General features: G+C 63.7%; 22 protein-coding genes. 11 read left to right on the forward strand and 11 right to left on the reverse strand.

The window, feature by feature from the left end:
• Positions 1–44: 44 nt before the first annotated feature.
• Entirely contained in the window at positions 45–1,289 is a 1,245-nt protein-coding gene (locus JOE60_RS16670; RefSeq protein WP_167268754.1) for a low temperature requirement protein A, read from the forward strand.
• A gap of 89 nt (positions 1,290–1,378) precedes the next feature.
• Here JOE60_RS16670 and JOE60_RS16675 read toward each other — a convergent pair whose 3' ends face one another.
• The 4 genes from JOE60_RS16675 to gluQRS all read right to left on the reverse strand — a co-directional run bounded on the left by JOE60_RS16675 (position 1,379) and on the right by gluQRS (position 4,883).
• The gene (locus tag JOE60_RS16675) at positions 1,379–1,915 is read right to left on the reverse strand and encodes a phosphohydrolase (protein ID WP_167268752.1); all 537 of its coding nucleotides are present in this window, start codon (positions 1,913–1,915) and stop codon (positions 1,379–1,381) included.
• A 67-nt stretch (positions 1,916–1,982) separates the two neighbouring features.
• Positions 1,983–2,774 (reverse strand): SDR family NAD(P)-dependent oxidoreductase, encoded by a 792-nt coding sequence (locus JOE60_RS16680; RefSeq protein WP_167268749.1) that lies wholly within the window; start codon positions 2,772–2,774, stop codon positions 1,983–1,985.
• Positions 2,775–2,824: 50 nt separating this feature from the next.
• The gene (locus tag JOE60_RS16685) at positions 2,825–3,970 is read right to left on the reverse strand and encodes a serine hydrolase domain-containing protein (RefSeq protein WP_167268747.1); all 1,146 of its coding nucleotides are present in this window, start codon (positions 3,968–3,970) and stop codon (positions 2,825–2,827) included.
• A 25-nt stretch (positions 3,971–3,995) separates the two neighbouring features.
• Positions 3,996–4,883 (reverse strand): tRNA glutamyl-Q(34) synthetase GluQRS, encoded by an 888-nt coding sequence (gene gluQRS / locus JOE60_RS16690; RefSeq protein WP_167268745.1) that lies wholly within the window; start codon positions 4,881–4,883, stop codon positions 3,996–3,998.
• A gap of 350 nt (positions 4,884–5,233) precedes the next feature.
• Here gluQRS and JOE60_RS16695 point away from each other — a divergent pair, with 350 nt between their 5' ends.
• Positions 5,234–5,692 (forward strand): Lrp/AsnC family transcriptional regulator, encoded by a 459-nt coding sequence (locus tag JOE60_RS16695; protein ID WP_204815020.1) that lies wholly within the window; start codon positions 5,234–5,236, stop codon positions 5,690–5,692.
• A gap of 12 nt (positions 5,693–5,704) precedes the next feature.
• Here JOE60_RS16695 and JOE60_RS16700 read toward each other — a convergent pair whose 3' ends face one another.
• Positions 5,705–6,160, reverse strand: coding sequence for an Lrp/AsnC family transcriptional regulator (locus JOE60_RS16700; protein WP_167268742.1), 456 nt, complete (start codon positions 6,158–6,160; stop codon positions 5,705–5,707).
• Positions 6,161–6,263: 103 nt separating this feature from the next.
• Here JOE60_RS16700 and JOE60_RS16705 point away from each other — a divergent pair, with 103 nt between their 5' ends.
• The gene (locus JOE60_RS16705; protein ID WP_167268739.1) at positions 6,264–6,914 is read left to right on the forward strand and encodes a LysE family transporter; all 651 of its coding nucleotides are present in this window, start codon (positions 6,264–6,266) and stop codon (positions 6,912–6,914) included.
• Between the two features lie 10 nt (positions 6,915–6,924).
• Here JOE60_RS16705 and JOE60_RS16710 read toward each other — a convergent pair whose 3' ends face one another.
• A complete protein-coding gene (locus JOE60_RS16710; RefSeq protein WP_167268737.1) occupies positions 6,925–7,392 on the reverse strand; it encodes an SRPBCC family protein in 468 nt (155 codons plus the stop codon).
• A gap of 74 nt (positions 7,393–7,466) precedes the next feature.
• Positions 7,467–8,438 carry a hypothetical protein gene (locus JOE60_RS16715; protein ID WP_167268735.1) on the reverse strand — a complete coding sequence of 324 codons (972 nt, stop codon included), beginning with the start codon at positions 8,436–8,438 and terminating at the stop codon, positions 7,467–7,469.
• 155 nt (positions 8,439–8,593) lie between these two features.
• On the opposite strand from JOE60_RS16715, the gene JOE60_RS16720 reads away from it, so the two are divergent.
• Complete coding sequence (locus JOE60_RS16720) at positions 8,594–9,073, forward strand: DUF4383 domain-containing protein (RefSeq protein WP_167268733.1); 480 nt, start codon at positions 8,594–8,596, stop codon at positions 9,071–9,073.
• A gap of 101 nt (positions 9,074–9,174) precedes the next feature.
• Here the strand turns inward: JOE60_RS16720 and JOE60_RS16725 are convergent, their stop codons facing one another.
• The 4 genes from JOE60_RS16725 to JOE60_RS16740 form a co-directional block, all read right to left on the reverse strand.
• The gene (locus JOE60_RS16725) at positions 9,175–9,990 is read right to left on the reverse strand and encodes an IclR family transcriptional regulator (RefSeq protein WP_167268731.1); all 816 of its coding nucleotides are present in this window, start codon (positions 9,988–9,990) and stop codon (positions 9,175–9,177) included.
• 87 nt (positions 9,991–10,077) lie between these two features.
• A complete protein-coding gene (locus JOE60_RS16730; RefSeq protein WP_167268729.1) occupies positions 10,078–11,334 on the reverse strand; it encodes an aminopeptidase P family protein in 1,257 nt (418 codons plus the stop codon).
• Between the two features lie 28 nt (positions 11,335–11,362).
• Positions 11,363–12,715 carry an MFS transporter gene (locus JOE60_RS16735; RefSeq protein ID WP_167268726.1) on the reverse strand — a complete coding sequence of 451 codons (1,353 nt, stop codon included), beginning with the start codon at positions 12,713–12,715 and terminating at the stop codon, positions 11,363–11,365.
• Between the two features lie 387 nt (positions 12,716–13,102).
• Complete coding sequence (locus tag JOE60_RS16740; RefSeq protein WP_167268724.1) at positions 13,103–13,774, reverse strand: GntR family transcriptional regulator; 672 nt, start codon at positions 13,772–13,774, stop codon at positions 13,103–13,105.
• Between the two features lie 151 nt (positions 13,775–13,925).
• Here JOE60_RS16740 and glyA point away from each other — a divergent pair, with 151 nt between their 5' ends.
• From glyA to purU, 7 genes are read left to right on the forward strand one after another with little or no spacing between them, the layout of a single operon-like run.
• Complete coding sequence (glyA, locus tag JOE60_RS16745; RefSeq protein WP_204814953.1) at positions 13,926–15,308, forward strand: serine hydroxymethyltransferase; 1,383 nt, start codon at positions 13,926–13,928, stop codon at positions 15,306–15,308.
• On the forward strand, positions 15,305–16,525 hold the full coding sequence (locus JOE60_RS16750; protein ID WP_167268721.1) for a sarcosine oxidase subunit beta family protein: 1,221 nt from the start codon (positions 15,305–15,307) through the stop codon (positions 16,523–16,525). Before glyA ends, JOE60_RS16750 begins: the two co-directional genes overlap by 4 nt.
• A 16-nt stretch (positions 16,526–16,541) precedes the next feature.
• Positions 16,542–16,958 (forward strand): sarcosine oxidase subunit delta, encoded by a 417-nt coding sequence (locus tag JOE60_RS16755; protein WP_167268718.1) that lies wholly within the window; start codon positions 16,542–16,544, stop codon positions 16,956–16,958.
• Between the two features lie 2 nt (positions 16,959–16,960).
• Entirely contained in the window at positions 16,961–19,906 is a 2,946-nt protein-coding gene (locus JOE60_RS16760; protein WP_167268715.1) for a 2Fe-2S iron-sulfur cluster-binding protein, read from the forward strand.
• Positions 19,899–20,537 carry a sarcosine oxidase subunit gamma gene (locus JOE60_RS16765; protein ID WP_167268713.1) on the forward strand — a complete coding sequence of 213 codons (639 nt, stop codon included), beginning with the start codon at positions 19,899–19,901 and terminating at the stop codon, positions 20,535–20,537. The genes JOE60_RS16760 and JOE60_RS16765 overlap by 8 nt, the downstream gene beginning before the upstream one ends.
• Positions 20,537–21,928: an L-serine ammonia-lyase gene (locus JOE60_RS16770; protein ID WP_167268710.1), complete on the forward strand. Its 1,392-nt coding sequence runs from the start codon at positions 20,537–20,539 to the stop codon at positions 21,926–21,928. The genes JOE60_RS16765 and JOE60_RS16770 overlap by 1 nt, the downstream gene beginning before the upstream one ends.
• 2 nt (positions 21,929–21,930) lie before the next feature.
• Positions 21,931–22,830: a formyltetrahydrofolate deformylase gene (gene purU / locus JOE60_RS16775; RefSeq protein WP_167268708.1), complete on the forward strand. Its 900-nt coding sequence runs from the start codon at positions 21,931–21,933 to the stop codon at positions 22,828–22,830.
• Positions 22,831–22,868 lie beyond the last annotated feature (38 nt).

Consider the following 22,868-nt stretch of genomic DNA (forward strand, 5'->3'; position numbering starts at 1 on the left):
CACGATTTCGGCGGCAGTCCTGCCGGGTCGCTACCCTATGAAACATGTCCACGAATCCACTGCGCCATGCCTTGTCCCGGATGGGCGGCCGCGATCCTCATGAGAAGCACCGCGCTTCCACGCCATTGGAGCTTTTCTTCGACCTGACCTTCGTCATCGCTTTCGGCGTTGCGGGGAACCAGTTTGCGCACGCGGTGGCGGAAGCCCACTTCGCTGCTGGCCTGTTGGGGTTTTGCTACGCCATGTTTGCCGTGATCTGGGCGTGGATCAACTTCACCTGGTTCGCCAGCGCCTACGACACCGACGATTGGGTATTCCGTGTTGTCACCATGGTGCAGATGGTGGGCGTGCTGATTCTGGCCATGGGGATCGAGCCCATGTTCCACTCGATTGTGGACGGTGACCACGTGAACAACGTGGCCATCCTGATTGGCTACATCGTGATGCGACTGGCCCTGATCGTCCAGTGGCTGCGTGCCGCAAGGCAGGATCCGGAGCGCCGGGAAACGTGTCTCCGTTACGCCAAGTACCTGGCCGTGGTTCAAGTCGGCTGGGTCCTGGCGCTGGTGATCGAGACCGACGTCCTCACCACCTTCCTGCTGGCTGCGCCCTTGTTCGTGCTGGAGATGGCGACTCCCTACTTCGCGGAACGGAAAATCCGGACGCCGTGGCACGCCCACCACATCGCGGAGCGGTACGGGCTGCTGGCCATCATTGCGCTGGGCGAGTGCCTTATTGGGGCCATCGAAACGCTGCGCGCCATTGTGGCCACCCATGGCTGGTCCATGGACGCAGCCCTGGTGGGCCTGGGCGGGACCGGACTGGCCTTTGCCATGTGGTGGATCTACTTCATCCTGCCCGCGGGACCGGCCCTGCACGTGCAGCGGCACCGGTCATGGGTCTTCGGTTACGGCCACATGTTCGTTTTCGCCGCGATCGCTGCCACCGGAGCAGGGCTGCACGTTGCGGCGTACTTCATTGACCACGAAGCCCAGATCCCCGCTGCTGGAGCCATTGCCTCGATTGCAGTGCCCATCATCCTGTTCAAGGTTTCACTCACCACCTTGTACTCGATCATGCTGGGTCCGGACAGGGAGCTCCTGCTGAGTTCGGCTGTGGTGGTGGTTGCCGTAGCCGGCAGCATTGGCATGGCAGCTGCCGGCGTCTCCGTGCCCTTGTGCATGCTGGAAATGATGGCCGTGCTGGGCCTGTCAATCGTGTACGACGAGCGGCGCGGGCACAAAGGCCGGGCTGCGGCACTCCGTCGGCTGGAAACCGCCGCGGGCTGAGCCATCCCCCTCGCGTTGCGGGGCCCGTTCTACGCCCCAAATCCCCCGACAAGCACGCGGAGCGGGCCCCGCAACGGGAATCGAGGGTCCTATTCCGGTGCGATCCGGTCCAGTTCAGGCAACAGGTGCGGGTTGATCCGCTTCAGGATCAGCTCGACTTCCTCCCGGGGAACGGCCGCGTACAGCACCGGACGGGCATCGGCATACCGGGTTGTTGGGGGTTTGTCCGGCCACTTCTCCGCCAGGGCCCGGACACGTTCCGGCAAGGAGTTATGGGCGTTGTCGGCGATCTTCACCAACGTGGCGTCGTGGTCCTCCGCAACCAGCCGGATGCCGGCGTCGTAATCATCCGGGTCGTCGTGGAAGCGGCGGGTGACGCGCTCGATGATGTCCACCGCCCGCTCCGAGACACCCATGTCCAGCAGTGCCTGCCTGGTGATGGGAGTGTCCTCGGCAATGTCGTGGAGGTACCCCGCGATCTGGATGTCATCATCAAAGTCAGCAAGTGCATCACCCACGGCCAACACGTGCTCACGGTACGGGCGCTTGAGTTTGTCCTTCTGCCGGTTATGCGCCACCTCGGCAAGCACTTGGGCTGTTTCTACGGTAAATCGTGGTTCGGTCATGCTGGCCTCCGGATGGATGAGGTGGACTTGTCCCGCATTCAGGCTATCCGTTGCCCGCTTGCGCCGTTTACCAGTCCTGCACGGCCCTGGCGGCAACAGCTACGGTGACAGCGCGCGGCAAACGCTGCGCCACCCCAGCGGCCACGCGGTTGAACAACCCGGACACTACGCTTCCCGGTGTTCCCTTGCGCTCCAAGGCTTTGAGCGCGGTGCCCACAACCTGGGCGGACGTTTGCATCTTACCCACAGCACCGGACTGGCTTCCCAGGACATCAAAGAACTCAGTGCGCGTGGCGCCGGGGCAGAGCGCCAGGACATTGAGGCCCGAAGCCTTGGTTTCGTGGGCAACGGCCTCGGTGAAGCTCAACACAAATGCTTTGGTTGCGCCGTAAACCGCCATGCCGGGAATCGGCTGGAAGGCGGCGGTGCTGGCCACATTCACCAGTGCGCCCTTGCCGGAGCTGATCAGTCCGGGCAGGAAAGCGTGGGTGAGATCAACCAGAGTCGCCACGTTCAAGGAGATCTCCGAGGCAATAACGTCCGGGTCTTCCTCCACGAAAGGCGAGTGGGTGCCAAATCCTGCGTTGTTGATCAACGTGTCAACGGCGATTCCGCGACCATCCAGCTCCTTGAACAGTTCACGCCCCACGCCTGGTTTGCCCAAGTCCATTGGCAAAACAGTCACCGTCACTCCGTGCTTGGTGCGCAACTTCCCTGCCAGTTCCTCCAACCGCTCCGCCCGGCGTGCAACCAGCACAAGGTTGGCGCCATTGGCGGCGAACCGCTCAGCAAACTCAGCACCCAGTCCGGAGCTGGCGCCGGTGATGAGGGCAGTAGTGCCGGTGTAGGTCATGGTCATGGCGGTTCCAATCTGTGGAAGTCAAGGCAGCGGCGCAGTCCCCAGTGAGACTACGCGGGAAAGCTGGCAATAACCTGCCGGACCGCACTGCTCAACTGGAAGTTCCGGCAACCCAATCCGCCGGGCTCTGCCTGCTGGGGAACGTAGCCAAAGCCGAGCCCGTACACTGGATCAGCAAAGCCCAGCGACGCACTGGCACCGTCGTGCCCAAAGGCGCGGTAACTGCCGAACGGCATCCGGCTGTGCGATTTCATGAACACAGTTCCAAAGCAGCCGGACTCCCCGAACACCCGGTCAATGCCGAACACCTGCTCGGCGCTCACCTTGCGGATGGTCTCTTCCGTCAGGAGAGGCTCGACGGCGGTTTGCCCACCACTCGTGGCGGATCCGGACACCTCAGCAAGTCCCGTCAGCGCAGCTGCATAATTCCGCGCCATGCCCTCGGCGCTGGCCATCCCAGCCACCGAACTCAGGCCCGCTGCCCGCACCTCACGGATGTTGGGCAGGTCCAGGATCTCTCCCACCGCGGAGTTGGCGGCAAGGCCAAAGTGGCTTGCGGGGTCAACCCACGGCCACGAAGGATCGGCTGCCCAGCGGAACGGTGCAAAACGGGGTTCTTCAGCCTCGGGCAGGCCCAGGTAGAAGTGGGCTCCGGTCACGGATCGGATCCGTTGTTCGTAGACCTCTTGGAGTGTGGATCCGGTGATGCGCCGGCACAGTTCTTCCATGAAGATGCCGATGGTCAGGGCGTGATAGCCAAAGGCGGCGCCGGGCTTCCACAGCGGAGCAAGCCCGGCAAGCCTGGCAGCGGCGATTTCGGAGTTGTTGACCTCCTCCAGCGTCAGTCCACCCTCCACCCCCAAGAGCCCGGCTTGGTGGGAAAGAAGCTGGGAAACGGTGATTCCGGCTTTCCCGTTGGCAGCAAATTCCGGCCAGTAACCGGCCACGCGGGCCTCCAGGTCCAGCAGGCCGTCCTGCACCAGCAACGCGACGACCAACCCGGCCATGCCCTTGGAACAGGAGAAAACACCGGTGACGGAATCTTCCCGGATGTGGGGACCGCCGCTGAGGTCCAGCACCTTGACGCCCCGGTGGTACGCGGCAACCTGCGCCGAGTAGTCAGGGTCCTGGGCGAGGAAACGTTCGAAGAGCTGGGCTACGGGTTCAAATCCTGGGGCGACCACCTGTGAGTGCATCCAGCCAGCGTATAGGGCCGGGCCGTCAGGGGGCTGGAGCTTTCCACACCCACGGCTCCAAAGGCAGCTTCCCCGGGTCAAAGAACGGAAGCGCCGCGGAGAGCGGTCCGGCCGGAAGCCCCAGGGAATCCAGGATCACATCGCGCACGCGATCGGCGGAGAGTCCCACCGCGGAAAGGTCGCCCAGCGTCACGGCACCGTCGCGCTTTGCCAGCCTCACGCCGTCGTGGTTCACCACCAACGGAACGTGCGCATATTCCGGCACCGGCAGCCCCAACAGCGTGGCCAGATACACCTGCCGCGGCGTTGATGGGAGGAGGTCATCGCCGCGAACCACCTGGTCGATTCCCTGGGCGGCGTCGTCCACCACCACGGCCAGGTTGTAGGCGGTCACGTGATCATTCCTCCGCAGCACGAAATCGTCCACCACGCCGGTATAGGTGCCGTGCAACCGGTCCTCCACAGTCCATGCGGAGACCTCGGATCGGAGACGGATGGACGCTGGGCGCGACGCACTCCGGATGGCCCGCTCGGCCGGGCCCAGGTTCCGGCACGTACCCGGATACGCACCCTGCGGGGCGTGCGGAGCAGACGGCGCCTCCTGGATTTCCTTGCGCGTGCAGAAACACGGGTACGTGCGCCCGTCCGCTGTGAGGCGATCGATTGCGTCGTCGTACAGCGCCCCGCGCTCCGTCTGACGCACGACGGCGGCGTCCCACCGCACGCCTACAGCCTCCAGATCGCGGAGCTGCACAGCCTCCGCTCCGGCCCGTGCACGGTCCAGGTCCTCCACGCGAAGCAGGAAGTCGCGGCCCGTGGATTTGGCCAAGAGCCAGGCAAGGATGGCCGTCCGGAGGTTTCCAACGTGCAGCTCACCGGACGGGCTTGGGGCGAAGCGGCCAGCGGAAGTCATACAGCAAGCCTATGCGGCGGGGCGGGAGTGCCGGACGCACAAGAGCCCCTCAGCTACCGCAACGATTCGGTGGCTCAGGGGCTCTTGGTGCTGCCCGGACAAAGACGGGCGGGTGCGGAATGACAATGCTGTGAACAAGAGTCAATCAGCGGCTGCTTCCTTGCGGGAAGCCTGTGACAGGGCTGCGGGTGGTGTTCCGCGTGACCTGCTGCCTGCGGGCTTGGGCGGTAGCCCTTGCCTGCTTCGTTGCCACTATTTCAGCAGGAGACATACAGTAGGTGCAACAGACCTCGAGTGGATTGATCGATCTGACCAGTCTGGATGGAATTCAACGACAGGAAGTGGTCACTTTGCAGGAACTCGACGGCACGGACCGGCGAATCCTCGCGGCTTTGGACGAGGATCCCCGGGTGCCCATCATGGTCCTTGCGCAGAAACTTCACCTGGCCCGCGGCACAGTGCAGTCCCGACTGGAGCGGATGACAAGCTCCGGGGCACTGCGCGCCAACAGCAGCAGAGTCCTCCCCTCTGCGCTGGGCCGCGGAGTGGCCGCTGCGGTCAGCGCAGAACTGGACCAGAGCCATCTCAACGAGGCAATCGCGGCCCTGCGGCGAATCCCCGAGGTCCTGGAGTGCCACGCCCCCGCCGGAGATACTGACCTGGTGATCAGGGTGGTGGCGAAGAGTCCGGATGACCTCTACCGGGTCTCGGAGGAAATAAGGCTGTGTCCGGGGATCGTGCGGACGTCCACCAGCATGTTCCTGCGCGAAGTGATTCCTTACCGGACCACGGGACTCCTGGCCGGGTAGACGGGCGGCTGCCTAAACAGGCGGCCCGATATTCGTCTTGAGGTTCTTCATCACCAGCGTGGACGTCAGTCGTTCCACCGCAGGCAGCGCGGCCAACTCGTCGTCGTAAAAGCGCTGGTAGGCGGGCAAGTCGGCAGCGATGACCTTCAGCAGATAGTCCGGCGAACCGAACAATCGCTGGGCCTCCACGATGTTGGGGCTGGCGGCCACCCGATCCTCGAAATCCGCCATGGTGGTCCGGTCCACCTGGCGCAGCGTGACAAAGACGATCGCCTCGAAACCCAGTCCCACAGCGCCGGGGTCAATGTCCGCGCGGTAGCCGCGGATCACCCCGTCTTTCTCCAGATCGCGGAGCCGCCTGTGGCAAGGGGCCACAGTCAACCCCACTTTGGAGGCGAGCGCCGTGGCAGTCATCCGGCCATCTTCTTTGAGGTGGCGCAAAATACTTCTGTCGATTCCGTCAATCACGCATATATCTTACCCAAAGCAGCTGTCTCTGCGATAAAAACGGGAACACTTATGGCCAGTTTTTACCTAGAGTTTTCCCGTTCCCTAAAACTCTGGAGAGACCGTGAATCCGCAGCTGTTCCTCGCCTTCATCCTCGTTGCGGTCACCCTGGCGTGCACCCCGGGCGTGGACTGGGCCTACTCCATCTCGGCCGGCCTCCGCCAACGCAGCTTCGTGCCCGCAGTGGCGGGGCTGTGCAGCGGCTACGTGGTGCACACCTTGTTGATGGTGGCCGGGTTGGCGGCTTTGTTGGCCGGCGTACCAGGCCTCCTCGGGTGGTTGACCATCGCCGGCGCCGCGTACCTGCTATGGCTCGGCGTGGCCACCATCCGCTCATGGCGCGGGGCCACCTTCAGCGCGGAAGCCGGCGTCGTACATTCCGGAAACCAGCTCCGCACCTTCTTCCAGGGCATGGGCACCAGCGGCATCAATCCCAAGGGTTTGCTGTTCTTCGTGGCGCTGGTGCCGCAATTTGTGAGCACGGATGCCACACTCCCGGTGCCGGTGCAGTCTGGCTTGCTGGGCCTGACGTTCGTCCTCCTGGCCGGGCTCGTTTATACGGCCGTTGCTCTGACTTCCAGGAAGCTCCTCGCCTCAAGGCCCGGCGCAGCGCGGATTGTTACCCTCATCAGCGGAATCATCATGATCGGACTGGGAGCCGTGCTGTTGTCAGAACAAGTGCTCCCGCTGCTGGCATCAGTGGCCGGCGGATGATCCCTGGGGTTCAGGACGCCAGCAGCTCGTCCAACCGCTCGTAGCCCTCAATCACGCCGTAGTTCATGCCGGTGGACAAAGCCATGTCCCGCGCCTCAACCGTCGGGTAGACCTCGTGCGCCTGCATCCTGGTGCGGCCATCCACTTCTTCAAAAGTGGTGGTGCTGATGACCACCTGGTTGGGTGCGCCATCGAACTCCGAGGTCATGATGATCAGCGCATCCGTCTCCACGGAGTGGAAGACGCCGCGGAAGGAGAAGGGGTTCCCTGCGTCCCCATTCTCGTAGCGCCAGGTTCCACCCGTCACGGCGTTGTATTCCGTGACGTTCATGGACGTGCTGCGCGGCCCCAACCACTTGGCGAGCAGGTCGGGGTCCACGTGGGCTTTGAAGACGGCGCTGATGGGAGCGTCGAAGTCCCGGACGGTGTCTACAAAGGGAACGCCGGTTTCTGCAGTGATGGTGGTGGGATTGCTCATGTCAGTTCTCTTCCTTGTTTTCCTTGACCCAGGCGGGCAACGATGGCGCGCCGCACAGGGTCCGCCAGGGATTCCTACTCGCCGCCGAGCTGCCTGAAATCGTTCTCCCACAGGCGGCGCATTTCGGCGTCCTTGCGGATGAACTCCAGGGTCTCCAGCTCCTCCGCCGGGGCAGCCTTTTTGGACCACGGGGTCAACGTCCGGCGCCCCTGATCCAGCGCAAGCAAGGCCTTGTCCGTGAGCGCGTCATTGCGGAGGACCAAGCTGGTCTTGCGCCGCCGAAGGACCTCCTTCAACGCCGCCTGGGCCGATTCAACATCGCCCCTGGCCCGCTGCGAACGCGCCCTGATCAGCAGCAACGCCGCGGAGAGATCATCCGTGTTCAGCAAACCTTCCGTCCAGCGCACCACGTCCCGGTGACGTTCCAGCGCATGCGCCGCCGTGCAACGGGCCAACGCGGAAGGCAACGACGGCGGCAGGCCCACCACCGCTTCCAGCGCCGCCTCGGTCATCCCCATCTCCCGGAGGCAATGGGACAACGCCAGGAATACCGATTCCTCGCTGAACAGCACCGGAACCTCAATGCGCTCGGCAACCTCAACCCGGGTGACCACCTGGCCCAGGTAGATGGACGAGAACTGGCTGGCGTCGTCGTCGATCCTTGTTGTTAAACCGCGCTGCAGAAGCTCGGAGGCGCGGAGGAAACCGCCCTGCTTGTACGCGATCAGGCCCGCCACCACGTGGCACAAACCGGCCCACCCCGGATAGGCCCGGGCAAGTGAGAGGAGCGGATCCGGAGCCGTGGAGGTGAATACGGCCTCGTGCATGGCCTTGGCTTGCCTGGAGGACAGCATCCGGAGCCGGGGCACCCGGCCGGTCACGGACAACCGGGCTTGGTCCCTGCCACCCAGCACGCCGGACAGCACTCCACCCACGCCGTCGGTAAGTCCACGGACCGGCGTGCGGACATAACCGTCCCGGAACGGAGTGAAGTCCCGGGTGTCGTGGAAAACGGTGTGCGCGCGTCCGTGGGGAACATGGCTCATGCAACCATGCTAACCGCCGCTGAACTGGGCACATCCCCTGCTATTGAGGGCGTTTGAGGAGTATTATGGCGGCGTCGGCAAGGTTTTGCCACACCCCTTGCCGCAGGTCGGCTCTCCATGAGAAGAGCCGGGTAACCGCGTGAAAGGGAGGACTGATGACCACCGCTTCGCACCCCGCCGAACACCATCACATGATGGGCTTGACCCTGCGTAACACCGCCATGGGCGTCGGCATTGTATTTCTGCTGGTTGGCGTACTGGGCTTTATCCCGGGAATCACCACCAATTACGGCGCCATGACTTTTGCGGGACATGAGTCAGGCGCCATGCTGCTTGGAGTCTTCCAAGTGTCCATACTTCACAACATCGTCCACTTGCTGTTTGGCGCAGCCGGCCTGACCATGGCCCGCAACGCGCGGATGGCGCGCTTGTTCCTGCTGGGCGGCGGCGCTGTGTACATCGTCCTGTGGATCTACGGCCTGGTCATCAACCAGGGAACGGGCGCCAACTTTGTCCCGTTCAACACCGCCGACAACTGGCTCCACCTGATCCTTGGTATTGCCATGGTGGGCCTGGGCGTTTGGCTCGGCAGGGATGCCATGGATGAGACGGCTACTTCGCGAAGGACACTGTAGCCACTGACGACGACGGCGGCCGCCCCTTCCGGGGGACGGTCGCCTGTTGTTTTCCTCGCGCCGGGATGGCTCGGGCTTTGAGGCTCGACGGCGGCGCACGGCTACCGCGCGGGACGCCCACCAAGCCGTGTGGTCACCTTCGCCGCCGCCGCGGCACACGCCTCGCCCAGACTGGCCAGGGTGTCCTGCGAAACGCGGAACTTCGGGGCCGGAATCAGGACGGAGGCCACAATCTCCCCGCGGTAATCGAACACCGGCGAGGCCACCCCCACTTCCTCAATGGACGTCTCCCCGAAATTCACAGCCCAGCCGCGTTCCTTGGAATCGCCAACCCGCGCCAGATACGCCTCAACAGCATCATCATCCAAGCCGGGCAGAGTGATGGAACCGCTGCGCAGCAACTGACGGACGCGCTCCTCATCCTCAGCCGCCAGGAACACTTGGACCGACGAGCTCAGGGCCTCGTTGTACCGGGCACCCAGCGGCGCCAAGTGCTTGACCTGATGCCGGCTGGGGATCTGCTCCACGCACATGGATTCGACGCCGTTCCACACCATGAGCGCGCTGGTTTCGCCTGTGCGCTCGGTCAGTTCGCGGAGCACGGGGTAGGCCACGCGGCGCTCTTCCAGCTCGGCCAACAAGGGCCCCGCCATGGCGATCATGCCCAGCCCCAAGCGGAACCTGCGCGATTCGACGTCGCGCTCCACAAGGTTTTCCTGCTCCAACGTCGCCAGAATGCGGCTGACGGTGCTCTTGTGCATGCCAATGCGGCCCGCGATTTCGGTGACTCCCAGCAGTGGCTCCTCCGCCGAGAAGCTCCTCAGGACCGCGATGGCGTTGACAATCACCGAGGTGCTTTTGCTGTCCCCGTTGCCGTTTCTGCTGTCAGGAGTCTGGCTGGTTTCCGTGGGAGTCATGCGTTCACTATATTTCGCTGCGTCCGGTGTCCATGGACCTGACGTGGCCGGCGGGCACTGGGTGCAGCGTCCGCCGGCCCATCAGACCTAGGCTCCGATGATGTTGTACTCAGGGCCAAACGGGAACTTGGTGATGTTCTCCGCACCGTCTTCACCCACCACCAGGATGTCGTGCTCGCGGTAGCCACCGGCGCCTGGCTGGCCGTCCATCACCGTGATCATCGGCTCCATGGACACCACCATGCCGGGCTCCAGCACGGTGTCAATGTCCTCCCGGAGTTCGAGTCCGGCTTCGCGTCCGTAGTAGTGGCTCAACACACCGAAGGAGTGGCCGTAGCCAAAGGTCCGGTTGGCCAGCAGGCCGTGGCTGACGTAGATCTCGTTGAGTTCCGCCGCGATGTCCTTGCACACAGCACCGGGCTTGATGAGCTCCAGTCCGCGCTTGTGGACCTCCACGTTGATGTTCCACAGTTCCAAGGAGCGGGCATCGGGTTCGCCGTAGAACAGGGTGCGTTCCAGTGCGGTGTAGTAGCCGCTGGTCATGGGGAAGCAGTTCAGGGACAGGATGTCGTGTTCCTGGATCTTGCGGGTGGTTGCCCAGTTGTGGGCACCGTCCGTGTTGATGCCGGACTGGAACCACACCCACGTGTCGCGGATTTCGGAATCCGGGAACGTCCGGGCGATTTCGTGGACCATGGCCTCGGTACCGATCAGCGCCACCTCGTACTCGGTGATCCCGGCCGTGATGGCGTTGCGGATGGCCTCGCCGCCAAGGTCACCAATGCGCGCGCCGTGCTTGATGACCGCGATCTCCTCGGCGGACTTGATCATGCGCTGACGCATCGCAGCCTGTGCCACATCCACCAGGGTTGCACCGGAGAAAGCGGCCTGGATCTTGTTGCGGTTGTCCAACGGCAGGGAATCGTCTTCCACGCCGATGCGCCGCGGGTTGATGCCCCGGGTCCGAAGGATTTCCTGGATGGCGTGGATGTAGTTGTCCCGGCGCCAGTCCGTGTACACCAGGTTCTCGCCGTAGCTGCGGCGCCAAGGCATACCGGCGTCGATATTTGCCGTAACGGTCACCGTGTCATCCTTGGTGACCACCATTCCGTAAGACCTGCCGAAGTAGGTGAAAAGGAAGTCGGAGTAGTACTTGATGGAGTGGTAGCTGGTGAGGATGACGGCGTCGAGTTCCTTCTCAGCCATGATGCTCCGGAGTCCGGCCAGACGGCGCTCGAACTCTGCGTCGGAGAAGGTCAGCGAGACCTTTTCGCCGTTGTTGAGGACTTTGGTGCGTTCGAGCTTGGCCACATCGTTGACGGCCTCGTTCTGCGTGATGGTCATGGTCTTTCCTTTCAATGGGTTGGTTGTTCTAGTCCTGCAGCAGGGGCTTCTTGGAAGACTCCGTGGCAAACAGGACAGCGATGAGGGAAACCAGGGCGGCAGCCGCGAGGTACCAACCGGGAGCCAGTTGGTTGTGGGTCATGCCGATAAGCAAGGTGGCCATGAAGGGCGCAGTGCCGCCGAACAGGGCGTTGGAGAGGTTGAAACTGACGGCAAATCCCGTGTAGCGGACCTTCGTGGGGAAGAGTTCGGCCAGGAAGCTTGGAAGCGTGCCGTCGTTCAGGGTGAGCATCCCGCCCAGCAGAATCTGCACCAGCACGATCACCAGGAAATTGCCTGTATCCAGAAGCATGAATGCCGGCACCGTCAACAGCATGAACAGCACGGACGCCGTGATGAGCATCCGCTTGCGGCCGAACCTGTCCGACGCCATGCCGGTCAGGAAGATGAAGCCGATGTAGCTGGCCAAGGCGATGGTGGTGGCAAGGAATGATTCCGTTGCCCCAAAGCCCAGTTCCTCCGACAGGTACGTGGGCATGTAGCTGAGGATCACGTAGAAACCCACCGCGTTCAGCAACACTGCGCCGGTGGCAATGATGAGTTGCTTCCGGTACGTCCTGAACATGGCGAAGGCGGGTGCTTTGACCGCGTTGTCCTTGGCGGCGAGTTCACGGAAAGCCGGCGTGTCCTCGAGCTTGGTCCGGATATACCGCCCGATCAATCCCATGGGCGCAGCCAACAGGAACGGCAGGCGCCAGCCCCACTCGTTGAGCTGCTCGGCGCTGAGGACTGAACTCAGCAGGGCGGCCAGCAGGGACCCCAGCAGCAGACCCGCTGCGGTACTGGCGGGCACGACGGCGGCATACAGTCCGCGGCGGTTCGGCGGCGCATACTCCACCAGGAAAGCTGACGCCCCGGCGTACTCGCCGGCTGCGGAGAAGCCTTGGACCACCCTGACCAGGAGGAGCAGGATCGGCGCCATCACGCCGATCGTGGCGTAGCCGGGGATGAGGGCTATGCAGAATGTCGCGACGGACATCAGGACGATTGACAGGCTCAGCGCTTGCTTGCGGCCCAGCTTGTCTCCGATGTGGCCCCAGATGAAACCACCCAAGGGCCTGACGAAGAAACTGATGGCAAACACGCCAAAGGTCGCGAGCAAGGCCGTCTGCCGGTCGGACTCGGGGAAGAAAACAGTAGAGATGACGCCGGCCAGGTATCCGTACACGGCGTAGTCGAACCACTCAACAAAGTTCCCGATGAAGCTTGCGGTGACCACTCGCCGTCGAGTGTCACTGCTGACTGCTGGTTGGGAGCTTGATGCGTGGGGGGTGCGGGAGGGGCTGCCCGGTGCGGCTGCCACAGATGATTCATTGCTCATGTGTCCACCAAATTTGATTGGGGTTGCATTCAGCGCAACGCTGTTGCACCAGACTAAGTGTGAGTGGCGACACAGTCAAGAGCTACATATCCGGCGGGGACCTTAGTTGTACACACCACAACCCCGTCCCTCTCTCACATCCCACCCCCACCCACGTACCCCTCTCTCACATCCCACCCCTACCTAACGCATCCCTCTCTCACATCCCACCCCCACCTAATGCCAAAAGGCGCGCGGGACGTGAGAGAGGAACGCCAAAAAACCCGCGGGACGTGAGAGAGGAACGCCAAAAGGCACGCGGGACGTGAGAGAGGAACGCCAAAAAACCCGCGGGACGTGAGAGAGGAACGCCAAAAAACCCGCGGGACGTGAGAGAGGGGCCGGGGGCTAGAGGACCTTGCGGATGGTCTCTTCGAAGCTGACCACGTGGTGCAGGGCGAGCTCGGCGGCGCGCTCTTCGTCGCCGTCGGCAATGGCCGTAAGGAGGTCGGCATGCTCGGAGATGTGCCCTGAGACGGACGGCATCTTCTCCAGCATGTGGCACCAGATGCGGGTGGCGAGGTTGTCGTAGCGGATCAGGACATCTTCCAGGTGCGCGTTAGCCGAAGCCTTGTAGATGAGCCGGTGAACCTGAATGTCGTACCGCATGAGTTCCTGCGAGGAATTATCCTGTCCGTCCAGCGCACTGATCGCGGCAGCAACGGAGCGCAGCTCCTCCCGCATCGCGGGACCGGCCATGCGGGCGGCCTTCCTGGAAGCCAGCGGCTCCAGGAGCTCCCGGATCTCGGAAACCTCGGCGAGCTGGGTGATGTCCACGCCGGTGGCGAACGTACCGCGCCGGGGGTATGAGACCACCAGGTGATCACTTTCGAGCCGCTTGATGGCTTCGCGGACCGGGGTCCGCCCAATCCCCAATTCGGCGGCAATTTGCCCATCATTGATGGGATCGCCGGGCTTGATGTCCAGCATGATGAGCCGATCGCGCAGCAGCAGGTAGGCGTTCTCCGCGAGGGACGTGCCCTGCGGAGCGGATTCCAGTGCTTCCAGTGCTGCGCTCATTGCTCTCTCCCGTTAGTCGCATTTCCAGTGTGCCGGATGGGTTACCGCGGACCTGTTGACGACTATGTGATCTCCAACATACTATGGCAATAGTTCTAATATATCAGTTGCCTAACAGTCGGCAGCCAGTCACGCTTTGAAGGAGAACACCATGGTTGAACCCTTGATCCGCCCGCTGGCACAGGCGGACCCGGAGGTTGATCAGGCGATCGCCCAGGAACTCATCCGCCAGCAGTCCACGCTGGAGATGATCGCTTCGGAGAACTTCGCACCCACAGCCGTCATGCAGGCACAGGGATCGGTGCTGACCAACAAGTACGCCGAGGGCTACCCGGGCAAGCGCTACTATGGCGGCTGCGAGCACGTTGATGTGATCGAACAGCTGGCCATTGACCGCTTGAAATCCTTGTTCGGCGCAGAATTCGCCAACGTCCAGCCACACTCCGGCGCCCAGGCAAACGCCTCGGCCATGCACGCGCTCATCACCCCGGGCGACACCATCATGGGCCTGAACCTGGCCCACGGCGGCCACCTGACCCACGGCATGCGCATCAACTTCTCCGGCAAGCTGTACAAGGTTGTCCCCTACGGCGTCCGCGAGGATACCCACACCGTGGACATGGCCGAAGTGGAGCGCCTGGCCCTTGAGAGCAAGCCGCAGCTGATCGTCGCCGGCTGGTCCGCCTATGCGCGGCAGCTGGACTTCGCTGAATTCCGCCGCATTGCCGACCTTGTGGGTGCTTACCTCATGGTGGACATGGCCCACTTTGCCGGCTTGGTGGCTGCCGGACTTCATCCCAGCCCCGTCCCGCACGCCCACATCGTCACCAGCACCACCCACAAGACCCTTGGCGGACCCCGCGGTGGCGTGATTCTGACCAACGACGCCGAGATTGCCAAGAAGGTTAACTCCGCCGTCTTCCCCGGTCAGCAGGGTGGTCCGCTGGAACACGTCATCGCAGCCAAGGCCGTCGCCTTCAAGATGGCGTCCGAACCGGAGTTCCAGGAACGCCAGGTCCGCGTGCTTGAAGGCTCCAAGATCCTGGCCCAGCGCCTCCTGCAAGACGACGTTGCCGCGGCCGGCATTTCCGTGGTCAGCGGTGGAACCGACGTCCACCTGGTCCTCGCCGACCTACGCCATTCAGTACTTAACGGTCAGCAAGCCGAGGACACACTCCACCGGATCGGCATCACGGTCAACCGCAATGCCGTCCCGTTCGATCCCCGCCCACCGATGGTTTCCTCCGGCCTGCGCATCGGTACTCCGGCCCTCGCCGCGCGCGGGTTCGGCGCCGAAGACTTCACTGAAGTCTCGGACATCATTGCGACGGCGTTGATCGCCGCGGCGAACAGCGGCACCTCCGCAGGAACTGAAGCAGGCACCGAAGGCGACGTCGCCCTGGACGAGAGCACCGCCGTCGAACTCCGCAACCGCGTCACCGCATTGGCTGACAAATTCCCCCTCTACCCGCACCTGAACACCAACGGCAATGGCGCCGCAACCGAAGCAGAACTGATTGGAGCAGCCCAGTGAGTGCAGACCACCTCCCCGAACACCCTGACTTCCTCTGGCGCAACCCGGACCCGAAGAAGAGCTACGACGCCGTGATTGTGGGCGGCGGCGGCCACGGCTTGGCCACGGCGTACTTTCTGGCCAAGAACCATGGCATGACCAACATCGCCATCCTGGAAAAGGGTTGGCTGGCCGGTGGCAACATGGCCCGCAACACCACCATCATCCGTTCCAACTACCTCTGGGACGAGAGCGCAGCCATCTACGAGCACGCCCTCAAGCTCTGGGAAATCCTGCCCGAGGAACTTGAGTACGACTTCCTCTTCAGCCAGCGCGGCGTCATGAACCTGGCCCACACCTTGGGCGATGTCCGCGAAAGCGTCCGCCGGGTGGGAGCCAACCGGCTCAACGGCGTGGACGCTGAATGGCTGGACCCGCAGCAGGTCAAGGAACTCTGCCCCATCCTGAACATCAGCGACAACATCCGCTACCCCGTCATGGGCGCCACGTACCAGCCGCGCGCAGGCATCGCCAAGCACGACCACGTGGCATGGGCGTTCGCCCGCAAGTGCGACGAGCTGGGCGTGGACATCATCCAGAACTGCGAGGTCACCGGCTTCATCAAGGACGGCAACCGCGTCACGGGCGTCAAGACCACCCGCGGCACCATCAACACCGAAAAGGTGGGCCTCTGCGCCGCCGGCCACAGCTCGGTCCTGGCGGAAATGGCGGGCTTCCGCCTGCCGATCCAGAGCCACCCGCTCCAGGCGCTGGTGTCTGAACTCCACGAGCCGGTCCACCCCACCGTGGTCATGTCCAACCACGTCCACGTGTACGTATCCCAAGCCCACAAGGGCGAACTGGTGATGGGTGCCGGCGTCGACTCCTACAACGGCTACGGCCAGCGCGGCTCGTTCCACGTGATCGAGGAGCAGATGGCAGCAGCCGTTGAGCTTTTCCCGATCTTTGCCCGGGCCCACGTGCTCCGGACCTGGGGCGGCATTGTGGACACCACGCTGGACGCTTCTCCGATTGTTGGCCTCTCCCCGGTGGAGAACATGTTCGTCAACTGTGGTTGGGGAACCGGCGGCTTCAAGGGGACCCCGGCGGCGGGCCTGACCTTCGCGCACACCATCGCAACCGGTGCGCCGCACCAGCTGAACAAGCCCTTCGCGCTGGAACGCTTCGAAACCGGCGCCCTGATCGACGAACACGGCGCCGCAGCCGTGGCCCACTAGCCAGGACAGGAAAGACATGCTCCTCATCTCATGCCCCAACTGCGGGCCACGCGACGAAACCGAATTCCACTACGGCGGCCAGGCGCACATCGCCTACCCGGAGAACCCCAACGAGCTCAGCGACCGGGAGTGGGCCGAGTACCTCTTCTACCGCGAGAACACCAAGGGCACCTTTGCTGAGCGCTGGGTCCACAGCACCGGCTGCCGGCAGTGGTTCAACATGCTCCGCGACACCGTGAGCTACGACATCCACTCGATCTACGGGATGGGCCAGCCCCGGCCGGACATCAAATCCCCCGGCCAAAGCAGCGAACCGGACCAGCCAGGCGAGTTCACTCAGGCCGGCGAGTTCGGCCAAGCCGGCGAACCAGGCCTCGCCCCCGGTGCCGCCTCACCTACGGCCACCACCCCCATCTCCTCGGAAGGAGTCTAGAAGTGACCAGTAAGAACGCACGCCTCGCCACCGGCGGACGCATCGATCGCAGCATCTCTTGGCGCTTCACCGTGGACGGCCAGGAATTCACCGGCCACCCGGGTGACACCATCGCTTCGGCGCTGCTGGCGAACGGCCACATCAACGCCGGCAACTCCCTCTACGAGGACCGCCCCCGCGGCATCATGGCAGCCGGTGTGGAAGAGTCCAACGCCCTGGTCAAGATCGCGCCCCGTTTCCGCGGACACGTTGCCGAGTCCATGCTTCCCGCCACGGCAGTTTCGTTGGTGGACGGCATGAACATTGAACTCCTGTCCGGCCTTGGCAAGCTTGATCCCAACGAGGACAAGGCTGAGTACGACAAGAAGTACGTCCACACGGATGTCCTGGTGGTCGGCGGCGGTATTGCCGGCCTTGCCGCGGCCCGTGAAGCTGTCCGCACCGGCGCCCGCGTCATCCTCATTGATGACCAGCCCGAACTTGGTGGCTCGCTGCTCTCCGGTTCCACGGCCCCGGAACTGGCAGAAGAGATCGAAGGCAAGCCGGCCCTTGAATGGGTGGCAGACGTGGAGGCCGAGCTGGTTTCCGCTGCAGAATGCACGGTGCTGAACCGCACCACGGCTTTCGGTTCCTACGACTCCAACTACTTCATTGCAGCCCAGAACCGCACGGACCACCTGAGCGTTCCGGCAGCCTCGGGTGTCTCGCGCCAGCGTATTTGGCACATCCGTGCCAAGCAGGTTGTCCTGGCTCCGGGCGCCCACGAGCGTCCGCTGGTCTTCGAAAACAACGACCGCCCGGGCATCATGCTCGCCTCGGCGGCCCGCACGTACCTCAACCGCTACGCCGTCGCAGCCGGTTCGCGCGTGGTCATCAGCACCACCAACGACTCCGCCTACGCACTTGCTGCGGACCTGAAGGCAGCAGGCGTGGCGGTTGCCGCCGTCGTCGATGCCCGTCCGCAGATCAGCGCGAAGGCCGCTGCCGCCGTCGAGTCCGGTATCCGGGTCCTCATCGGCAGTGCAGTCGCTGACACGTCCGCGGACGAGAATGGCCGCCTGAACGGCGTCACCGTCCGCAGCATTAACGACGACGGCGAACTCACCTCAGGCGTCGAACAGCTGGCTGCCGATTTGCTTGCAGTTTCCGGTGGCTGGAGCCCGGTGGTCCACCTCCACAGCCAGCGTCAAGGGAAGCTGCGTTGGGATGATGCGCTCGCTGCGTTCATTCCCACCAAGCCGGTCCGCGACCAGCAGGTTGTGGGCGCAGGCCGTGGCAGCTACGAACTCCAGGACTGCCTGGCCGAGGGCATCTCGGCTGGCGCGGGAGCATCCATCGCTGCCGGCTTCGAGTCCGCAACCACCCCGGTAGAACTCCAGGACCCTGTGGCCGGCGCACCGAGCCGCCAGCTCTGGCTGGTTCCCGGCCAGAGCGGTGAGCCAGGCGAATGGCACCACCACTTCGTCGACTTCCAGCGCGACCAGTCCGTGGCGGACGTCCTCCGCTCCACCGGGGCAGGCATGCGGTCCGTGGAACACGTCAAGCGGTACACCTCCATCAGCACGGCCAACGATCAGGGCAAGACGTCCGGCGTCAACGCGATCGGCGTCATCGCTGCAGCGCTGAAGTTCGGCGGCGCGGAGAGCATCCCGGGAGTGGGCGAGATCGGCACCACGGCGTACCGTGCACCGTTCACGCCGGTGGCTTTCGCAGCGTTGGCAGGCCGCCAGCGCGGTGAGCTGTTCGACCCCGCCCGAGTCACCTCCATCCACCCGTGGCACGTTGCCCAAGGCGCACTGTTTGAAGATGTTGGACAGTGGAAGCGTCCTTGGTACTACCCGCAGGGCAGTGAAGACATGGACACGGCGGTCCTGCGTGAATGTGCCGCCGTCCGCGATTCCGTGGGCTTCATGGACGCCACCACGCTGGGCAAGATCGAGATCCGCGGCAAGGACGCGGGCGAATTCCTGAACCGCGTGTACACCAACGCGTTCAAGAAGCTCGCACCGGGATCCGCACGCTACGGCGTGATGTGCACCCTGGACGGCATGATCTTCGACGACGGCGTGACCCTGCGCCTGGATGATGACCGCTACTTCATGACCACCACCACCGGCGGCGCAGCCAAGGTGCTGGACTGGCTGGAAGAGTGGCACCAGACGGAGTGGCCGGAACTCGATGTGGTCTGCACCTCGGTGACCGAGCAGTGGAGCACCATTGCCGTGGTTGGCCCGAAGTCCCGCGCAGTGATCGCCAAGGTTGCTCCGCAGCTGGCCGAAAACGGTGGCCTGGAGGCAGGGAACTTCCCGTTCATGACCTTCCGCGAAACCACGTTGGCGTCAGGAGTCCAGGCACGTGTTTGCCGCATCTCCTTCTCCGGTGAACTTGCCTACGAAATCAACATCCCGTCCTGGTACGGACTCAACACCTGGGAAGCTGTTGCTGCTGCGGGTGCGGAGTTCAACATCACCCCGTACGGCACCGAAACCATGCACGTGCTCCGCGCCGAGAAGGGCTACCCGATCGTGGGGCAAGATACCGACGGCACCGTCACCCCACAGGACGCGGGCATGGACTGGATCGTCTCCAAGGCCAAGGACTTCATCGGCAAGCGCTCCTACCTCCGGCAGGACGCAAGCCGCGAAGACCGCAAGCACCTGGTGAGTGTCCTTCCCGTGGACCACTCGCTGAGGTTGCCGGAAGGCACGCAGCTGGTGGAAAAGGGCATCCCGGTCAACCCGGCCAACGGCCCCGTCCCCATGGAGGGCTTCGTGACCTCCAGCTACCACAGCGCCGCGCTGGGCCGTTCCTTCGGCTTGGCTCTTATCCAGAACGGCCGCAACCGCATTGGCGAGACCCTGGTGGCCTCGCTGGGAGACCAACTGGTTGACGTGGTTGTTGGCGAAACCGTACTTTTCGATGCTGAAGGGACCCGCAAAGATGGCTGAAACAGCAACCCCCGCAGAAACCGTGAACAGTGTTCGTGGGGCACGGCGCAGTCCGGCCGAGCACCTGGCTGAGGCGTTCACGTCCGGCTCGGTTCCGGGCACAGTGACACTCACCGAGATCCCGTACCAGGCCATGGTTGGGCTTCGGGTTGACCGGACGTCCGACGCCGGTGCCCGCGTTGCGTCCGTGACCGGCGGCTTGCCTGCCGCTTGCGGCGAGGTGACGGGGACGGATTCCGTGAATACCCTGTGGCTTGGCCCCACCGAGTTCCTGGTGGTTGCACCGGAGGAAGCCCACGACTCCCTGGGCGGCTCCTTGGTCAGCGATCTCACCGCTGCACTGGGCAACGACGCAGGCCAGGTGGTGGATTTGTCCGCCAACCGCACCACGTTCGAGCTTTCCGGCAGCCACGCCCGGGCAGTGTTGGAAAAGACCTGTTCCTTGGATCTCCACCCCCGGGTCTTCAAGACCGGCACCGCGGTTTCCACGGAACTTGCACACATCCCGGTGATGCTGTGGAAGACTTCCGAGGACTCCTACCGGATCTTTCCCCGGGCCTCGTTTGCCGACTTCCTGGGCCGCTGGCTCTTGGACGCCATGAGGGAATACGCCTCCCCCGAGGTCCCCTGATGGCACTGAGTGTGCTTGACCTGTTTTCTGTTGGCATCGGGCCGTCGTCCTCACACACGGTCGGCCCGATGCGGGCGGCAAAGCAGTTCACGGACGGTCTTGAGTCGTCCGGCCAGCTCCCGGCCACGGTGCGCGTCCAGGCTGAGCTTTTCGGCTCCTTGGGCGCCACCGGCCGCGGCCACGGCTCAGACAAGGCCGTGGTGCTGGGGCTGCAGGGCCACTCCCCCGAAACCGTGAACACCCATACGGCCGATGACCAGGTAGCCGCTGCGGCACTCGACGCCGAGCTGCGACTGGGCGGCAACCACCGGGTGGACTTCAACTGGGAGGAGGACGTGGTCCTGCACCGCCGCAAATCACTCCCGGCCCACCCCAACGGCATGACGTTCAGGGCACTGGACCACACCGGCACTGTCCTGCGGGAGCGCAGCTACTACTCCATAGGGGGCGGCTTCGTGGTGGACGGCGACGTCTCCGGAGCCGACAAAGTGGTAGCCGATGACACCGTTCTCCCCTATCCCTTCACCACGGCGGACCAACTCCTGGCGATCTGCGAGCGCGAGGGCATGTCCATCTCGGACGTCATGTTGGCCAACGAACTGGTGTGGCGTTCCGAGGAAGAACTTCGTGAGCGGCTGCTGGGCATTTGGGCCGTCATGCGGGAATGCGTGGACAACGGCTGCTCTGCCGAGGGAATCCTGCCGGGAGGCCTGAACGTCAGGCGACGGGCGCCGTCGTTGTTCAAGAAGCTTTCCGAAACCGACGCGGACCTGAACGGTAGTGCTTCAGCGGACCCGCTCCTCGCCATGGAATGGGTGAACCTCTTCGCCTTGGCTGTGAACGAGGAAAACGCCGCGGGCGGCAGGATTGTTACTGCACCCACCAACGGTGCCGCCGGGATCGTCCCGGCAGTGCTGCACTATTACACGAGGTTTGTTCCGGGAGCCGACGACGACGGCGTCGTGCGGTTCCTGCTGGCGGCGGCCGCCGTCGGAATCCTGTTCAAGATCAACGCCTCCATCTCCGGCGCCGAGGTTGGCTGCCAAGGTGAGGTGGGCTCGGCCTGCTCCATGGCCGCCGCCGGGCTCTGCGAAGTCCTTGGCGGAACGCCGGAGCAAGTGGAGAATGCGGCCGAGGTGGGCATTGAGCACAATCTGGGCCTCACCTGCGATCCCGTGGGTGGGCTGGTGCAGATCCCCTGCATCGAGCGCAACGCCATTGCCAGCGTCAAGGCGATCAACGCAGCCCGCCTTGCCCTGCATGGGGATGGCAGCCACAAGGTATCGCTGGACAAGGCCATCAAAACCATGCGCGAGACAGGCGCTGACATGAAATCCAAGTACAAAGAGACCTCCCGTGGGGGCCTCGCCGTCAACGTAGTGGAGTGCTAACCATGACTGCCATCCAAACCGAAACTTCCGCCGCGTCCCCTTCCGGAACCACCGTGGAGCACGTCCTCACCTTGGACTGTCCCGAGGGACCGGGAATTGTGCACGCTGTGTCCGGATTCCTGCTGGACCACGGGTGCGACATCATCGACAACAAGCAATTCGGCGATCGCGCTGAAGGTCACTTCTTCATGCGCGTGCACTTCGCGTCCGACGGCGATGCTTCCACGGTGGATGCGCTGCGTTCCGCTTTCTGTCCCGTGGGCGAGAAATACGCCATGAACTGGCAGCTGGAACGCCAGGGCTACAAGCGCAAGGTGCTGATCATGGTCTCCAAGTTCGGGCACTGCCTGAACGACCTCTTGTTCCGGGCACGGATCGGCGAGCTGCCCATCGACGTGGTGGGCGTGGTCTCCAACCACACCGATCATCAAGGCTTGGCCGAATGGCACGGGATTCCGTTCTTCCACGTCCCGGTCACTGCTGCCACCAAGCCGGCCGCCGAGGGGCGGTTGCTGGAGATCATCGATGAACTGGACGTGGAACTCATCGTGCTGGCCCGCTACATGCAGGTCCTCAGCGACGACCTCGCCCGGAAGCTCGACGGCCGCGCCATCAATATCCATCACTCGTTCCTGCCGAGTTTCAAGGGCGCCAAGCCCTACCACCAGGCCTACGCGCGTGGAGTGAAAACTGTGGGCGCCACGGCCCACTACGTAAATGGTGAACTGGATGAGGGACCCATCATCGCCCAGCAAGTAGTGGAAGTGGACCACACGTTCGGGCCGGAGGATCTGGTGGCTGCCGGCCGTGATACCGAATGCAAGGCCCTCAGCAACGCCGTTCGTTGGCACTGCGAAGGCCGGATCATCCTGAATGGGAACAGGACGATCGTGTTGAAGTAGCGCTTGCCCCGCCGAGATCGCGGGTCAGGTGCGAGTTC

Origin of the sequence: Paenarthrobacter ilicis (assembly GCF_016907545.1) — a bacterium.
GTDB classification, from domain to species: domain Bacteria; phylum Actinomycetota; class Actinomycetes; order Actinomycetales; family Micrococcaceae; genus Arthrobacter; species Arthrobacter ilicis.

Excerpts from the sequence above, each read along its gene's own strand:
- JOE60_RS16670 (WP_167268754.1), top strand. The coding sequence starts at position 45 with ATGTCCACGAATCCACTGCGCCATGCCTTGTCCCGGATGGGCGGCCGC.
- JOE60_RS16675 (WP_167268752.1), bottom strand. The coding sequence starts at position 1,915 with ATGACCGAACCACGATTTACCGTAGAAACAGCCCAAGTGCTTGCCGAG.
- JOE60_RS16680 (WP_167268749.1), bottom strand. The coding sequence starts at position 2,774 with ATGACCATGACCTACACCGGCACTACTGCCCTCATCACCGGCGCCAGC.
- JOE60_RS16685 (WP_167268747.1), bottom strand. The coding sequence starts at position 3,970 with ATGCACTCACAGGTGGTCGCCCCAGGATTTGAACCCGTAGCCCAGCTC.
- gluQRS (WP_167268745.1), bottom strand. The coding sequence starts at position 4,883 with ATGACTTCCGCTGGCCGCTTCGCCCCAAGCCCGTCCGGTGAGCTGCAC.
- JOE60_RS16710 (WP_167268737.1), bottom strand. The coding sequence starts at position 7,392 with ATGAGCAATCCCACCACCATCACTGCAGAAACCGGCGTTCCCTTTGTA.
- JOE60_RS16715 (WP_167268735.1), bottom strand. The coding sequence starts at position 8,438 with ATGAGCCATGTTCCCCACGGACGCGCGCACACCGTTTTCCACGACACC.
- JOE60_RS16720 (WP_167268733.1), top strand. The coding sequence starts at position 8,594 with ATGACCACCGCTTCGCACCCCGCCGAACACCATCACATGATGGGCTTG.
- JOE60_RS16725 (WP_167268731.1), bottom strand. The coding sequence starts at position 9,990 with ATGACTCCCACGGAAACCAGCCAGACTCCTGACAGCAGAAACGGCAAC.
- JOE60_RS16730 (WP_167268729.1), bottom strand. The coding sequence starts at position 11,334 with ATGACCATCACGCAGAACGAGGCCGTCAACGATGTGGCCAAGCTCGAA.
- JOE60_RS16735 (WP_167268726.1), bottom strand. The coding sequence starts at position 12,715 with ATGAGCAATGAATCATCTGTGGCAGCCGCACCGGGCAGCCCCTCCCGC.
- JOE60_RS16740 (WP_167268724.1), bottom strand. The coding sequence starts at position 13,774 with ATGAGCGCAGCACTGGAAGCACTGGAATCCGCTCCGCAGGGCACGTCC.
- glyA (WP_204814953.1), top strand. The coding sequence starts at position 13,926 with ATGGTTGAACCCTTGATCCGCCCGCTGGCACAGGCGGACCCGGAGGTT.
- JOE60_RS16755 (WP_167268718.1), top strand. The coding sequence starts at position 16,542 with ATGCTCCTCATCTCATGCCCCAACTGCGGGCCACGCGACGAAACCGAA.
- JOE60_RS16765 (WP_167268713.1), top strand. The coding sequence starts at position 19,899 with ATGGCTGAAACAGCAACCCCCGCAGAAACCGTGAACAGTGTTCGTGGG.
- JOE60_RS16770 (WP_167268710.1), top strand. The coding sequence starts at position 20,537 with ATGGCACTGAGTGTGCTTGACCTGTTTTCTGTTGGCATCGGGCCGTCG.
- purU (WP_167268708.1), top strand. The coding sequence starts at position 21,931 with ATGACTGCCATCCAAACCGAAACTTCCGCCGCGTCCCCTTCCGGAACC.